Origin of the sequence: Burkholderia territorii (genome assembly GCF_902833055.1) — a bacterium.
Lineage (GTDB): Bacteria > Pseudomonadota > Gammaproteobacteria > Burkholderiales > Burkholderiaceae > Burkholderia > Burkholderia territorii.
This window is the reverse complement of the sequence record NZ_CADFEJ010000016.1, coordinates 69,419-84,546: the sequence shown is the minus strand read 5'-3', so window position 1 is coordinate 84,546 and position 15,128 is coordinate 69,419. Positions and strand designations below refer to the sequence as shown.

The 15,128-nt window shown below is 66.6% G+C and carries 12 protein-coding genes; 6 read left to right on the top strand and 6 right to left on the bottom strand.

What is annotated here, in order from left to right; all coding sequences use genetic code 11:
• Positions 1-109 precede the first annotated feature (109 nt).
• The 3 genes from HW466_RS23490 to zwf all read right to left on the bottom strand — a co-directional run bounded on the left by HW466_RS23490 (position 110) and on the right by zwf (position 4,252).
• Positions 110-2,038 (bottom strand): bifunctional transcriptional regulator/glucokinase, encoded by a 1,929-nt coding sequence (locus HW466_RS23490; RefSeq protein ID WP_059507104.1) that lies wholly within the window; start codon positions 2,036-2,038, stop codon positions 110-112.
• A complete protein-coding gene (pgl, locus tag HW466_RS23485) occupies positions 2,016-2,696 on the bottom strand; it encodes a 6-phosphogluconolactonase (RefSeq protein WP_060297543.1) in 681 nt (226 codons plus the stop codon). Before pgl ends, HW466_RS23490 begins: the two co-directional genes overlap by 23 nt.
• Before the next feature lie 86 nt (positions 2,697-2,782).
• Positions 2,783-4,252, bottom strand: coding sequence for a glucose-6-phosphate dehydrogenase (zwf, locus tag HW466_RS23480; protein WP_060346021.1), 1,470 nt, complete (start codon positions 4,250-4,252; stop codon positions 2,783-2,785).
• Between the two features lie 430 nt (positions 4,253-4,682).
• Between zwf and HW466_RS23475 the strand changes: the two genes are divergently transcribed.
• The 4 genes from HW466_RS23475 (at position 4,683) to HW466_RS23460 (ending at position 9,084) form a co-directional block, all read left to right on the top strand.
• Positions 4,683-5,930: an ABC transporter substrate-binding protein gene (locus HW466_RS23475; RefSeq protein WP_059847672.1), complete on the top strand. Its 1,248-nt coding sequence runs from the start codon at positions 4,683-4,685 to the stop codon at positions 5,928-5,930.
• Between the two features lie 138 nt (positions 5,931-6,068).
• Entirely contained in the window at positions 6,069-7,007 is a 939-nt protein-coding gene (locus tag HW466_RS23470) for a carbohydrate ABC transporter permease (protein ID WP_011883674.1), read from the top strand.
• Positions 6,997-7,854, top strand: coding sequence for a carbohydrate ABC transporter permease (locus HW466_RS23465; protein WP_059448153.1), 858 nt, complete (start codon positions 6,997-6,999; stop codon positions 7,852-7,854). Before HW466_RS23470 ends, HW466_RS23465 begins: the two co-directional genes overlap by 11 nt.
• Before the next feature lie 111 nt (positions 7,855-7,965).
• Positions 7,966-9,084 carry an ABC transporter ATP-binding protein gene (locus HW466_RS23460; RefSeq protein ID WP_059448154.1) on the top strand — a complete coding sequence of 373 codons (1,119 nt, stop codon included), beginning with the start codon at positions 7,966-7,968 and terminating at the stop codon, positions 9,082-9,084.
• 97 nt (positions 9,085-9,181) lie between these two features.
• On the opposite strand, the gene HW466_RS23455 is transcribed toward HW466_RS23460, so the two are convergent.
• The 3 genes from HW466_RS23455 to trxB form a co-directional block, all read right to left on the bottom strand.
• Entirely contained in the window at positions 9,182-9,805 is a 624-nt protein-coding gene (locus tag HW466_RS23455; protein ID WP_059448155.1) for a trimeric intracellular cation channel family protein, read from the bottom strand.
• Positions 9,792-10,571 carry a Smr/MutS family protein gene (locus HW466_RS23450; protein WP_059448156.1) on the bottom strand — a complete coding sequence of 260 codons (780 nt, stop codon included), beginning with the start codon at positions 10,569-10,571 and terminating at the stop codon, positions 9,792-9,794. Before HW466_RS23450 ends, HW466_RS23455 begins: the two co-directional genes overlap by 14 nt.
• A gap of 135 nt (positions 10,572-10,706) precedes the next feature.
• The gene (trxB, locus tag HW466_RS23445; RefSeq protein ID WP_059448157.1) at positions 10,707-11,669 is read right to left on the bottom strand and encodes a thioredoxin-disulfide reductase; all 963 of its coding nucleotides are present in this window, start codon (positions 11,667-11,669) and stop codon (positions 10,707-10,709) included.
• A gap of 287 nt (positions 11,670-11,956) precedes the next feature.
• Between trxB and HW466_RS23440 the strand changes: the two genes are divergently transcribed.
• Complete coding sequence (locus HW466_RS23440; protein ID WP_059448158.1) at positions 11,957-14,266, top strand: DNA translocase FtsK; 2,310 nt, start codon at positions 11,957-11,959, stop codon at positions 14,264-14,266.
• Between the two features lie 46 nt (positions 14,267-14,312).
• Entirely contained in the window at positions 14,313-15,002 is a 690-nt protein-coding gene (lolA, locus tag HW466_RS23435; protein ID WP_059467031.1) for an outer membrane lipoprotein chaperone LolA, read from the top strand.
• The last annotated feature ends 126 nt before the right edge of the window (positions 15,003-15,128 follow it).

The window sequence follows — 15,128 nt, the reverse complement described above, 5'->3', positions numbered from 1 at the left end:
AGCGCGGCGGCCGCCGCCTCGACATGAAAAAAACGCCACCGCGCGATATGCGTCGGTGGCGTTTTTTTCGGGCGGCCGAAAAGCGGCCGCTGCCGTGCCGTGTCGGGCGTCAGTCGCGCGCGACGTCCTTCGCCGCCGGCGATGCGCCGTGGCTCAGCCAGTCGAGCACGTCGGCCGTTTCGTCGTCGCTCGCGCGTGCGCGTGCCTGCGCGACGGCCTCCGGCAGCTCGCCGTTGGTGGACGCGCGACGGATCGCGACGCCGACCGCGAGGATGTCGATCATCAGCAGATGCAGGATGCGCGAAATCATCGACAGCTGCGATTCGCGCATCTCGATGTGATCGGTCTCGAGCGCGACGGTCGCGCGCTTCGCAAGCGGCGTATTGCTCGACGTGATCGCGATCACCTTCGCGCCGGCCTGCATCGCGACGTCGAGCACGCGCAGCAATTCCGGCGCGCGTCCCGATTTCGACACCGCGACGATCACGTCGCCCTTGCCGAGCAGCGCGGCCGATGCGGCCTGCATGTACAGGTCGCCGTACGCGATCGTCGGGATCCCGAAGCGGAAGAACTTGTAATGCGCGTCCTGCGCGACGATGTTCGAGTTGCCGAGCCCGTAGAACTCGATGCGACGCGCGCCGTTCAGGATCTCGATCGCGTTCTCGACGTGCTCGAAGTTCAGGTGTTCGCGCAGTTGCAGGATCGCGGATACCGTGTTGTCGAGCACCTTCGCGCCGAAGTCGGTGGCCGTGTCGCCGAGATGCACCTGGCTGTGGCTCATCGGAATCGTGCCGGTGAGGCCGGTCGCGAGCTTCAGCTTGAAATCCGACAGCCCCTGGCAGCCGAGCGAGCGGCAGAAGCGGATCACCGTCGGCTGGCTCACGTCCGCCTTGCGTGCGATGTCGACGATCGGGTCGTTGATGATCGAGCGCGGATGATTCAGCGCGAGATCGGCGACGCGGCGCTCGGCCGGCGTCAGCGCGTCGCGCATCTGGCGGATCCGCTCGAACACGGCCGACGATGCGCCGCCCGAGCGGTTCGACAACTGTTCCGCGAGGATCGCCGACACGCCGAGGAACGCCGGATATTCGGCGGTGATCAGGTAGGTCGGGATGTTCTGCAGATAATGCGCGAAGCGGCCCTTCGCCTCGAAGCGCGCGCGGAACGACGAGCGCGTGAACAGCTCGCCGAGCTTCAGCGCGACGCCGCCGCCGATGTACACGCCGCCGAGCGCGCCGAGCGTCAGCGCCAGGCTGCCGGCGAACGAGCCGAGGATCCCGCAGAAGCATTCGACCGCCTCGAGCGCGAGATCGTCGCCCGCATGCGCGCGCTCGACAATCTCCGCCGTGTCGACGGTCGCGGCCACGCGCTTCTTGTCGCGCGCGGCGAGCGCGCGATAGATGACCTCGATGCCGGGGCCCGCGCACACGCGTTCGAACGATACGTGCGGAAACTTCTTGCGCGCGTACTGCAGCACGAGATCCTCGCGCTCGTCCTGCGGCGCGAACGATGCATGACCGCCTTCGCTGCCGAGCGCGATCCAGCGGTCGTCCGCGGGAATCAGGCCGGACACGCCGAGCCCGGTGCCGGGCCCGAGCAGCCCGATCACGCTGTTCTGGCGGCGCGCGCCGCCGCCGATCTGCACGCGCTGCGCATCGGTGAGGCCCGGCAGCGCCATCGCGAGCGCGGTGAAGTCGTTCACGACGAGCAGCGTGTCGAAGCCGAGCGCGCGGCGCGTGGCTTCGATCGAGAAACTCCAGTCGTGATTGGTCATCGTGACCTGGTCGCCGTCGACCGGGTTCGCGATCGCGATCGCCGCGTGGTTCACGCGGCTGATCTTGACGTCCTTCAGATACTTGCGGATCGCGTCGGTAAGCGTCGGATAGTCGGCGCCGGGGTAGACGCGGATCTGCGTGATCTCGCCGGGGCCGGTTTCCAGCGCGAAACGCGCGTTGGTGCCGCCGACGTCCGCGAGCAGGCGCGGGCCGTCGGCATGCTGGCCCGCGACGACGGCCTTACTTTGCGCACCAGTAGACATCGAGCTTGGTCCCCTTGTCGTTGGCCAGTTGGGAAATCGCGTTCTTTTGCAGCGATGCGGCTGCCGCGTCAAGCACCGCGCGTTTGCGTTCGCCCGCGATCAGCAGGAACAACCGGTCGACGCGCTTGAGCGCATCGAGCGAGAAGCTCACGCGCGCATGCGGCGCGGCGCCCGGATGCACGGCGACGAAGCGCTCGGGCGTCGCGATCGCGTGATCCCATTCGGGCGCGTCCGCGAAGATCGACGCGGTGTGGCCGTCCTCGCCCATGCCGAGCACGGCGACATTCGGTATGCGGTAGTCGGCGTTCGCGTTGAGCGCGGCGACGTGCGCGTCGAGCGACACGCGCGTGTCGACGAGCGGCAGGAAGCGGGCAGGGGCTGCCGCGTGCTGCAGCAGCGTGTCGCGCACGAGGTGCGCGTTGCTGGCCGCATCGTCTTCCGGCACCCAGCGGTCGTCGACCAGCGTGACGTCGACGCCCGCCCAGTCGAGCGCCGCGTGCGACAGCGTTTGCAGGAACGGGCGCGGGCTCGTGCCGCCGGACACCGCGAGCGTCGGGCGCGCGGGGCCGCCGAGCGCGGCACGCAGCGCGTCGCCGACGGCGCGCGCGAGCGCTTCACTTTGCGCTTCCTGGGTGTCGAAAGCGTGGATCTCGATCACATCTCCTCCGGACTGCTTTGTCTGTTCAATTCGTGCGAATCATGGGGCACGTTGCCGCGCGCTTGCATGCGCGACAACGGCTTGCATCAGTTTTCTTCCTCGAGCCAGCAGGTGCCGTGCTGCGCGAGCATCGCGCTCGCCGCGGCCGGCCCCCACGTGCCCGCCGCATACGGCTTCGGCGGCTTCAGCGAGCGGGCCCATTCGTTCAGGATCGGCTCGACCCAGCGCCACGCGGCTTCCTGCTCGTCGCGACGCACGAACAGTGCGAGGCGGCCGTTGATCACGTCGAGCAACAGGCGCTGGTACGCCTCCATTTGCCCTTCCTTGAAGAACCGGTCGAACGCGAGGTCGAGGTGTACGCTCGCGAGGTTCATCCCTTCGCCGGGCTGCTTCGCGAGGCAGTACAGGCGAATCGTCTCGTTCGGCTGCAGCCGGATCACGAGGCGGTTCGAACCGGCGCGCAGCGCGGTCGGCCCGAGGGCCGAGTGCGGCACCGGCCGGAAGTTGACGACGATCTCCGCGACGCGATCGGCAAGACGCTTGCCGGTGCGCAGGAAGAACGGCACGCCGGCCCAGCGCCAGTTCTCGATCTCGACCTTCAGCGCGACGAAGGTTTCGGTCGCGCTGTCCGGCTTCACGCCGGGCTCCGTTGCATAGGCCGGCACCTGCACGCCCTTGATCACGCCCGCATGATACTGGCCGCGCACTGCGACCTTGCCGATGTCGCGCGAATCGACGGGCTTGAGCGCGCGCAGCACGCGCAGCTTCTCGTCGCGCACCGAGTCGGAGTCCATCGAATGCGGCGGCTCCATCGCGACGATCGACAGCAGCTGCAGCAGGTGGTTCTGCACCATGTCGCGCAGCGCGCCCGTATTGTCGTAGAAATCGCCACGCGCCTCGACGCCGAGTTCCTCGGCGATCGTGATCTGGATGCTCTCGACCCATTCGCGGCGCCACAGCGGCTCGAACAGCGCATTGCCGAAGCGCAGCGCGAGCAGGTTCTGCACCGGTTCTTTCCCGAGGTAGTGGTCGATCCGGTAGATCTGGTCTTCCGCGAAGATCTCGCCGACCGCGTCGTTGATCGCGTTCGACGAACGCAGGTCGTAGCCGAGCGGCTTCTCGAGCACGATGCGCGCGCCTTCGTTCAGCCCGACCGACGCGAGCGCCTTGCAGATCGGCACGAACAGCGACGGCCCCGTCGCGAGATAGAACACGCGGATGCCGGGCAACTGCGCGACCGCGTCGCGCAGCACGACGTAGTCCTCCGCGCGGCCGAGGTCGAGCTTCACGTATTCGATGCGTTCCAGGAAGGATTGCCACGCGGCGTCGTCGAAGGCCTTGCCGGCCGCCTTCACCGCGTGCGGCTTCACATGCGTGTCGACCCACTCGAGATAGCCCGCCCGATCCGATTCGTGCCGCGCGACGGCAACGATCCGGCCGCTTTCCGCGAGCATGCTGCCGCGGTGCGCTTCGAACAGCGCGGGCAGGATCTTGCGCATCGACAGGTCGCCGGTGCCGCCGAAAAGTACGAAGGTAAAGCTGGAATCGGTATGCATGTGTCTCCGCCGGTTGGGGTGCTGGGAAGCGATCCGTAGTGCGATAAAAATATTTTTGACACTGAATTGTAGTTTAACTACAATCCGCCGCAAGGGGTAGCACCTGGGTGAAGAAAAAAAGAAGTGCGGTCGATGAACTGCGCGAGCTTCGCCTTCGGGAACGCCTTGTGCCGAATGTTATCGGACATTGGCGGTGCGCATCGTCCGCGCGCCGTCGCCCCCGGGCTTGCGCCGCGGCATCGCGGCGGGCCAGAAACACAAAGAGGAGACACGCCGTTGAATCTCGATTCACGCTTTCTGTAAGAGCCCGGCCGGTCATCGGCCCCGTACGCTGCATGCGTCCCGCGGCTCGATTTCCCCGTCGTTTATCAAGAAGCCGGTTCCCCGTCGGGGAACTTCACGAGTTGATTCAGTCTGGAGGAGATAAGTAATGAAAGTTCGCTCGATCATGGGCGCGCTCTGCGCCGCGGGTCTGATGGCTGGCGCCGTGGCGGCGCAGGCGGCCGAGAACGTAACCGTGCTGCACTGGTGGACCTCGGGCGGCGAGTCGAAGGCCGTCGGCGTGCTGAAGGACGACATGCAGAAGCAGGGCTACGTGTGGAAGGACTTCGCGGTCGCGGGCGGCGCCGGCGCCGCGGCGATGACCGCGCTGAAGACCAAGGTGATCAGCGGCGACTCACCGTCGGCCGCGCAGATCAAGGGCCCGCTGATCCAGGACTGGGCCGACCAGGGCGTGCTCGTCAACATCGATTCCGCCGCCGGCGACTGGAAGCAGAACCTGCCGCCGGAAATCGACAAGATCATCAAGTACAAGGGCCACACCGTCGCCGCGCCGTTCTCGGTGCACCGCGTGAACTGGCTCTACATCAACAAGGCCGCGCTCGACAAGGTCGGCGCGAAAGTGCCGACCACCTGGCCCGAATTCTTCGCGGTGGCCGACAAGCTGAAGGCCGCGGGCATCCAGCCGGTCGCGATGGGCGGCCAGCCGTGGCAGGACCTGACGCTGTGGGAAGACGTCGTGCTGTCGCAGGGCCCGGCGTTCTACAAGAAGGCGCTGGTCGATCTCGACCAGGCGACGCTCACGTCGCCGCAGATGGTGTCGGTGTTCGACACGGTGCGCAAGATCCAGGGTTACTTCGACACCGGCCGCAACGGCCGCGACTGGAACCTCGCGACCGCGATGGTCATCAACGGCAAGGCCGGCATGCAGTTCATGGGCGACTGGGCGAAGGGCGAGTTCGAGAACGCCGGCAAGAAGGCGGGCAAGGACTACATCTGCGCGCCGGTGCCGGGCACCGCGAACTCGTACACGTTCAACGTCGACTCGTTCGTGTTCTTCCAGCAGAAGGGCCAGAAGGATGCGACGCCCGGCCAGATCGCACTGGCGAAGACCATCATGACGCCGGGCTTCCAGGAGCAGTTCAGCCTGCTGAAGGGCTCGGTGCCGGTGCGCCTCGGCGTGAAGATGGACAAGTTCGACGACTGCGCGAAGAAGTCGTATGCCGACGAGCAGACCGCGATCAAGTCGGGCGGCTTCGTGCCGTCGCTCGCGCACGGGATGGCGCAGGGCGACGCAACGGCCGGCGCGATCACCGACGTCGTGACGAAGTTCATGAACTCGCAGCAGGATTCGAAGAGCGCGGTCGCCGCGCTCGCGAAAGCCGCGAAGGTGAAGTAAAGCGCGACAGGCGCCCGGCCGGAAACGCTTCGTCGGCCGGGCGTTTTTGCAAGTGCAGCAAACGGGCGCGCCCGCGGGCCCGTGCCGTACCCGGCGCCGGCCCGGCCTGCGTCACCCTCGTTCCAGGAGTCGAATCAAGTGGCTGCCCCTCTTAGCGGAAACGGATCCGGCGCTGCCGTCGCGCGGCGCACGTCGCCGATGTCGGCTTTCGCCGATCGCTGGATCCCGAAGCTCGTGCTCGCGCCGAGCCTCGCGATCGCCGTGGTGTTCATCTACGGCTTCATCCTGATTACCGGCTATCTGTCGCTGACCAACTCGCGGCTGTTGCCGAACTACGAATTCGACGGCTTCGGCCGTTACACGGACCTGTTCCAGAACGACGTGTGGTGGACTTCCGCCGCGAACCTCGGCTGGTTCGGGATTCCGTTCATCGCGATCTGCGTCGGGCTCGGGCTGTTCCTCGCGATCCTGCTCGACCAGCGGATCCGCAACGAAGGCGCGCTGCGCGCGATCTTCCTGTATCCGATGGCGCTGTCGTTCATCGTCACGGGCACCGCATGGCAGTGGATCCTGAACCCGGGCCTCGGCCTGGAGAAGGTGATGCACGACTGGGGCTGGACGAGCTTCTCGTTCGGCTGGCTCGACGATCCGGACAAGGCGATCTTCTGTATCGTGATCGCCGCCGTGTGGCAGTCGACCGGCTTCGTGATGGCGCTGTTCCTCGCCGGGTTACGCGGTGTCGACGCGGAGATCTTCAAGGCCGCGCAGGTCGACGGCGCGACGCTGCCGACCATCTACCGCAAGATCGTGATCCCGAGCATGCGTCCGGTGTTCTTCTCGGTGCTGCTGATTCTCTGCCACATCACGATCAAGACGTTCGACCTGGTGGTCGCGTTGACGGCGGGCGGCCCCGGCACGTCGTCGTCGTTGCCGGCCATGTTCATGTACACGTTTTCGTTCAACCGCGGCCAGCTCGGGCTCGGTGCGGCGTCGTCGGTGATGATGCTCGCGACCGTGGTCGCGGTGCTGGTGCCGCTGATGTATATGGAATCGAGGAGCACCCGCAATGCAGCCTAAGATGACGATCAGCCGGGCAGTGATCTATGCGGCGCTGATCCTGTTCGCGCTGTATTTCCTGTTCCCGATCTACGTGATGCTGTCGACGTCCTTCAAGGATCTCGACCAGCTGCGCACCGGCAACCTGCTGACGCCGCCGACGCACTGGACCGTCGATCCGTGGGTGAAGGCGTGGAGCGGCGCGTGTACCGGCGTGCGCTGCGACGGCATGAAGCCGTTCTTCCTGAACTCGCTGCAGATGGTGATCCCGGCCGTGCTGATCTCGTCGCTGATCGGCGCGTTCAACGGCTATGTGCTCACGCACTGGCGCTTTCGCGGCGCGGATGCGCTGTTCACGATGATGCTGGTCGGCTGCTTCATTCCGTTCCAGGTGATCCTGCTGCCGATGGCGCGCCTGCAGGGGATGCTCGGCCTCGCCAACACGATTCCGGGCCTGGTGTTCGTGCACGTCGTGTACGGGATCGCGTTCACGACGATGTTCTTCCGCAACTTCTACGTGAGCGTGCCGGCCGAGCTCGTGAAGGCCGCGCGCATCGACGGCGCGGGCTTCTTCACGATCTTCACGAAGATCCTGCTGCCCGTGTCGCTGCCGATCTTCATGGTGTGCCTGATCTGGCAATTCACGCAGATCTGGAACGACTTCCTGTTCGGGATCGTGTTCTCCGGCGTCGACTCGATGCCGATCACGGTCGCGCTGAACAACCTGGTCAACACGTCGACGGGCGTGAAGGAATACAACGTCGACATGGCGGGCGCCATCATCGCCGCGCTGCCGACGCTGCTCGTCTACGTGGTCGCCGGCCGCTACTTCGTGCGCGGGCTGACGGCGGGCGCGGTGAAGGGGTAAGCGCGGTTTCATCCGATACGACGAACCGGCCGCGCACGACGCGCGGCGCATCGAAACGAACCGACGCGGCGCCGCAGTGCGCCGCGCGAGACGAGACAGAGGATTCACAGCATGGCAAGCCTTTCCATCCGTGACGTGTACAAGACCTACCCGAACGGGGTGCCGGTCCTGAAGGGTGTCGACATCGAGATCGAGGACGGACAGTTCCTGATCCTGGTCGGCGGGTCGGGCTGCGGGAAGTCGACGCTGCTCAACATGATCGCCGGCCTCGAGACCGTGACGAGCGGCGAGATCTGCATCGACGGCAAGGTCGTGAACGACCTGTCGCCGAAGGATCGCGACATCGCGATGGTGTTCCAGTCGTACGCGCTGTATCCGTCGATGACGGTGCGCGAGAACATCTCGTTCGGGCTGAACATTCGCAAGGTGCCGAAGAGCGAGCAGCAGCAGATCGTCGAGCGCGTGTCGGCGATGCTGCAGATCCAGCATCTGCTCGACCGCAAGCCGGGCCAGCTGTCGGGCGGCCAGCGCCAGCGTGTCGCGATGGGCCGTGCGCTCGCGCGCGATCCGTCGCTGTTCCTGTTCGACGAACCGCTGTCGAACCTCGACGCGAAGCTGCGCATCGAAATGCGCGCGGAAATCAAGCTGCTGCACCAGCGCCTCGGCACGACGATCGTGTACGTGACGCACGACCAGATCGAGGCGATGACGCTCGGCGACCGGATCGCGGTGATGAAGGATGGCGTGGTCCAGCAGTTCGGCGCACCGCAGGACATCTACGATTCCCCGTCGAACCTGTTCGTCGCCGGCTTCATCGGCGCGCCGCCGATGAACTTCATCAACGGCAAGCTGGTCGAGCAGGGCAGCGGGGTCGCGCTCGAAATCGACACGGGCCTTGCGCGCGGCGCGCTGAACCTGCCGTTCGACGCGAAGCGGATGAACGGCCACGTGGGCCGCGAGGTGATCCTCGGCCTGCGCCCGGAGCGCATCACCGACGTGCGCAACGCGCACCACGGGGAGACGTCGCAGCTGCAGCCGATCGACGTGCGCGTCGACGTGACGGAGCCGACCGGCCCGGACACGCACGTGTTCGCGCAGGTCAACGGCAAGCGGATCGTGAGCCGCGTGCATCCGGCCGCGAATCCGCAGCCGGGGCAGACGCAGTCGCTGCTGTTCGACGTGTCGAAGGCGGTGCTGTTCGATCCGGCGTCGGAAGAGCGGATCGCGTGAGGCGGAGTAAGCGCTGAACGAAAGAGAAGGGGCCGTGTCGATGAACGGCCCCTTTCGTTTTGGCGTGCCGGCGACGTGGCATGGCAGCGCGGTCGCTTCAGTGCGGCAACCGCACGTCGAACTTGAACGTCGCGAGCCGCGCGACGAGGATGAAAGCGGTCGCGAGCAGCACGCTATAGACCGAATCGAACTGCAGCCACGCGAGCAGCAGGTAGAACCAGCAGCCGACGAACGCGCAGGTCGCGTACGGCCGCGAATCGCGCAGGATCAGCGGGATGTCGTTGCACAGCACGTCGCGGATGATCCCGCCGACCACGCCCGTGATCACGCCCATCATCACCGCGATGAAGCGCGGCATCTCGGCATCGAGCGCGATCGCGGTGCCGGAGATGCTGAAGATGCCGAGCCCGATCGCATCGGCCACCAGCAGCAGCCGCTCGGCGGACAGCCGCGACAGCATCCGCAGCACGAACGGCGCGAACAGCGCGAGCACGAAGATCGCGATCACGTAGTCGTCGTGCACGACCCAGTAGAACGGCCGGCGCTCGAGCAGGATGTCGCGCAGCGTGCCGCCGCCGAACGCGGTGGCGAGCGCGACGACGAACGTGCCGACCGAGTCGAGCCGGTTTTTGCGTGCCTCGATGAAGCCCGAGATCGCGAACGCCAGCGTCGCGATCGCTTCCAGCACCGCGATCGCGAGCGTCAGCCTAGGATGCGGCACGCGGCCCCCGGTCGGCGGGCGCCGCGAGCGGCTGAAGCAGCACGAGCACCGCGCCCGCGCCGCCGTCGTGGCTGCGCGCCTCGCAGAACGCGATCACTTCTTCCTTCTGCACGAGCCACGCGCGCACCTTGCCCTTCAGCACGGGCTCCTTGCCGATCGAGCCGAGCCCCTTGCCGTGAATCACGCGCAGGCAGCGCAGCCCTTTCTTGCCGGCCTCGCGGATGAATTCCGCGAGTGCGTCGCGCGCTTCGTCGCGCCGCATTCCGTGCAGGTCGAGCTGCGCCTGCACGATCCATGCGCCGCTCCTCAGCTTGCGCACGACGTCGCGGCTGATGCCTGGACGGTGGTAGTACAGCGACTCGTCGCTGTCGAGCAGCGTCTCGGGATCGAATTCGTCGGACAGCGTCGCATTCAGCACGGCTTCCTCGTCGCGCTGCGTCTGCTTCGGCACCGGATCGGGCGGCGTGCGGCCGGACTTCGCGCGCGGCGGTGCGTTCAGCGGCTGGATCGCACCGATTTCGTTGCGGAACAGGTTCGCGTCGGCTTCCGCCTGGCGGGCGGCCTTCGCGGTTTCGACGCGGGCGCGCTCGCGCCGGTCGGCTTCGCCTTGCAGCGACTTGCGCAATGCGCCGAGACCGGCCAGCCCCTGGCCGCGCAGGGCGGCGGCATCGGGGGCGGGTGGCGGCGCGGCGGGCGCCGGATTCGCGGGACGGGCGGCGATCTGCCGCTTCGCGGGATCGCTCGGATGAGGCTGGTTCTTCGCCATGATTCGGTAACCGGGCAGGCGCGTTCGCACGCGCGGGCACAAAAAAGCCGCTGCGCGGCGGCAGCGGCTTTCCGGTCAAGCCCGCTTCGCGGCAGCGGACGCCATTGTAGCGCCCGGCGCACGAATGCCTGGTGCTTACTTCTTGTCGTGCAGGCTTTCGAGGTAGCGCTGCGCGTCGAGCGCGGCCATGCAGCCCGTGCCGGCGCTCGTGATCGCCTGGCGATACACGTTGTCCTGCACGTCGCCGGCGGCGAACACGCCCGGCACGCTCGTCGACGTCGCGTTGCCCTGCAGGCCGCTCTTCGTCAGGATGTAGCCGTCCTTCATCTCGAGCTGGCCCTGGAACAGGTCGGTGTTCGGCTTGTGGCCGATCGCGACGAACACGCCCTGCACGCTGAGGTCCTGCGTTTCGCCGGTCTTCACGTTCTTGATGCGCAGGCCCGTGACGCCCGACTCCTCGCCCGTCACTTCGTCGAGCACGTGATCCCACTTGATGTCGACGACGCCTTCCTTTTCCTTCTCCAGCAGGCGGTCGATCAGGATCGGCTCGGCGCGGAACTTGTCGCGGCGGTGGATCACCGTGACCTTCTTCGCGATGCCCGTCAGGTAGAGCGCTTCCTCGACGGCCGTGTTGCCGCCGCCGATCACCGCGACTTCCTGGTTGCGATAGAAGAAACCGTCGCAGGTCGCGCAGGCCGACACGCCCTTGCCCATGAACGCTTCTTCCGAAGCCAGGCCGAGATACTGCGCGGACGCGCCGGTCGCGATGATCAGCGAGTCGCACGTGTATTCGCCCGAGTCGCCGATCAGCCGGATCGGCTTTTCGTGCAGTTTCGCGGTGTGGATGTGGTCGAATACGATTTCGGTGTTGAAACGCTCGGCGTGCTCCTGGAAGCGCGCCATCAGTTCCGGGCCTTGCACGCCCTTCGCGTCCGCCGGCCAGTTTTCGACGTCGGTCGTCGTCATCAGCTGGCCGCCCTGCGCGATGCCTGTGATCAGCACCGGGGACAGGTTGGCGCGTGCCGCATAGACGGCAGCCGTGTAGCCGGCGGGGCCGGAACCGAGAATCAGGACTTTGGCGTGTTTGGGCGTGGACATGTGCGAATCCGTAAAAGGCGGCCGCGGCGGGCGGGGTAAGGCTCGCCGTACGATCCGGGTTGACCGGGATGCCGTCATAGATGGGTATCAGACGCGCATTATAAAGGCCCCGTTGCTGCGGTGCCGAACGAGAGTTTCAATCGCGGCGATAGCGTTGCCGCGATCGCTTCGGGCGCCCCGGCCCTCTTATGTAACCGTCATTTACACTTGACGGCCCGGTGCAGCGTTTACAATAAGCGCGATCGAACGACAGGCGGGCGTGCGGCCCGTCCTCTTTATACGGATTCATGGCAAAAGCTCCTTATTCCGCCCAGGCACAGGCGTTGCCGCACCGGATGTCGAAGCTCCTCACGGAGATCCGCTGGATTCTCCAGGTCGCGCTCTGCGCTTTTCTGGTGATGGCCCTGCTGAGCTACAGCCGGCGCGATCCGAGCTGGACGCACGCCGCGCAGGTGGACCACATCTCGAACTGGGCCGGCCGCGTCGGCGCATGGACGGCCGACATCATCCTGCTGCTGTTCGGCCTGTCGGCCTACTGGCTGATCGTGCCGCTCGGGCGGCGCATCGCGGTCAACTACCGGCGCATCACGCGTCACGAGGCGGTCGCCGACGAACCCGAGCGGCCGATCGGCTGGCTCACCGAGATCTTCGCGTTCGTGCTCGTCGTGCTCGCGTGCGACGGCATCGAGGCGCTGCGCATGTGGTCGCTGAAGGTGCAGCTGCCGCGCGCGCCGGGCGGTGTGATCGGCGAGGCGGTGGCGGGCGCGATGTCGCATGCGTTCGGCTTCACCGGCGGCACGCTGCTGCTGCTGATCCTGCTCGCGATCGGCCTGTCGCTGTATTTCCGTTTCTCGTGGCTGTCGGTCGCCGAGCGCGTCGGCGGTGCGATCCTGTCCGCCGTCAACGTCGCGAAGCTGCGCCGCGAGGCCGAACGCGACCGCAAGCTCGGCGAAGCCGCGGCCGTGCGCCGCGAAGGGAAGGTTGAAGAGGAGCGCGTGCGCATCGAGGATCACGAGCCGGTGACGATCGTGCCGCCGGTCGTCACGCCGGCGAAGTCCGAGCGCGTCGAGCGCGAGCGCCAGGTCCCGCTGTTTACCGACCTGCCGGGCGATTCGACGCTGCCGCCGGTGTCGCTGCTCGATCCCGCGCCGAAGACGCAGGAAGCGATTTCCGCCGACACGCTCGAATTCACGTCGCGCCTGATCGAGAAGAAGCTGAAGGACTTCGGTGTCGAGGCGAGCGTCGTCGCCGCGTACCCGGGGCCGGTCGTCACGCGCTATGAAATCGAGCCGGCCACCGGCGTGAAGGGCAGCCAGATCGTCAACCTCGCGAAGGATCTCGCGCGTTCGCTGTCGCTCGTGTCGATCCGCGTGGTCGAGACGATCCCGGGCAAGAACTACATGGCGCTCGAGCTGCCGAACCAGCGCCGCCAGACGGTCCATCTGTCCGAAATCATCGGCTCGGAAGTCTATGCGGCCGCGTCGTCGGCGCTGACCTTGAGCCTCGGCAAGGACATCGGCGGCAAGCCGGTGTGCGCGGATCTCGCGAAAATGCCGCACCTGCTGGTCGCCGGCACGACCGGTTCGGGCAAGTCGGTCGGGATCAACGCGATGATCCTGTCGCTGCTCTACAAGGCCACCGCCGAGCAGGTGCGCCTGATCCTGATCGATCCGAAGATGCTCGAAATGAGCGTCTACGAGGGCATTCCGCACCTGCTGTGCCCGGTCGTCACCGACATGCGCCAGGCCGGCCACGCGCTGAACTGGACGGTCGCGGAGATGGAGCGCCGCTACAAGCTGATGAGCAAGCTCGGCGTGCGCAACCTCGCGGGCTACAACAACAAGATCGACGAAGCGGCGAAGCGCGAGGAAAAGATTCCGAATCCGTTCAGCCTGACGCCGGACGATCCCGAACCGCTCGGCCGTCTGCCGAACATCGTCGTCGTGATCGACGAGCTGGCCGACCTGATGATGGTCGTCGGCAAGAAGGTCGAGGAACTGATCGCGCGGATCGCGCAGAAGGCGCGCGCGGCCGGCATCCACCTGATCCTCGCGACGCAGCGTCCGTCGGTCGACGTGATCACCGGCCTGATCAAGGCGAACGTGCCGACGCGGATCGCGTTCCAGGTGTCGTCGAAGATCGACTCGCGCACGATTCTCGACCAGATGGGCGCCGAATCGCTGCTCGGGATGGGCGACATGCTGTACCTGCCGCCGGGCACCGGATTGCCGGTGCGCGTGCACGGCGCGTTCGTCGCCGACGACGAAGTGCATCGCGTCGTCGAGAAGCTCAAGGAGCAGGGCGAGCCGAACTACGTCGAAGGGCTGCTCGAGGGCGGCACCGCCGACGGCGACGAGGGTTCGGCCGGCGCGGGAACCGGCGAAGGCGGCGGCGAGTCTGATCCGCTGTACGATCAGGCGGTCGAGATCGTCATCAAGAACCGCCGCGCGTCGATTTCGCTCGTGCAGCGCCATTTGCGGATCGGCTACAACCGCGCGGCGCGGCTGCTCGAACAGATGGAACAGTCGGGGCTCGTGTCGGCGATGTCGTCGAGCGGCAACCGCGAAATTCTTGTGCCGGCGCGCGACGCGGAATGAGTCCGCGGCGCCCGCAGCGCCGGCCACCCAGGGAGAAAACCGCAACATGCAGCAACTTTCGTTCGTTCCTTCCCTTCGTTCGACGCGGCGCTGGCTCGGCGCGGCGTTCGCCGGCGCATCGCTGATGCTCGCGGCGACGCATGCGTTCGCGGGCGGCACCGAGCAACTGAAGGCCTTCGTGTCGCAGGTGCGTTCGGCGAAAGGCGATTTCACGCAGCAGATCGTCAAGGCGCCGGCCAAGGGCGCGAGCGCCGCACAGGCCGCACCGAAGCCGAACGACAACTCGAGCGGCACGTTCGTGTTCTCGCGTCCGGGCAAGTTCATCTGGACGTACCAGAAGCCGTACCAGCAGGTGCTGCAGGCCGACGGCGACAAGCTCTACGTGTACGACCGCGACCTCAATCAGGTCACCGAGCGCAAGCTAAACGGCGCGCTGGGCGCGAGCCCGGCCGCGATCCTGTTCGGCAGCAACGATCTCGACAAGAACTACACGCTGCGCGATGCGGGCGAGAAGGGCGGCATCGAGTGGCTGGAGATGCTGCCGAAGGCGCAGGACACGCAATTCCAGCGGATCGGCATCGGCTTCCGCAACGGCACGCTCGCCGCGATGGAACTGCACGACGTGTTCGGCAACGTCACGCTGCTCACCTTCACGAACATCCAGACGAATCCGCCGCTGAAGAGCGATGCGTTCAAGTTCGTCGTGCCGAAGGGCGCGGATGTGATCACAGGCTGATCTGCGCTGCACGCTTTCCCGACACGGGCCTGCCGGCGACGGCAGGCCCGTGTTGTTTGGGGGCGCGGGCACCGGACGCGGGCACCAGGCGCGGGTACCGGACGCGGGTACCAGGCGCGGGCACCG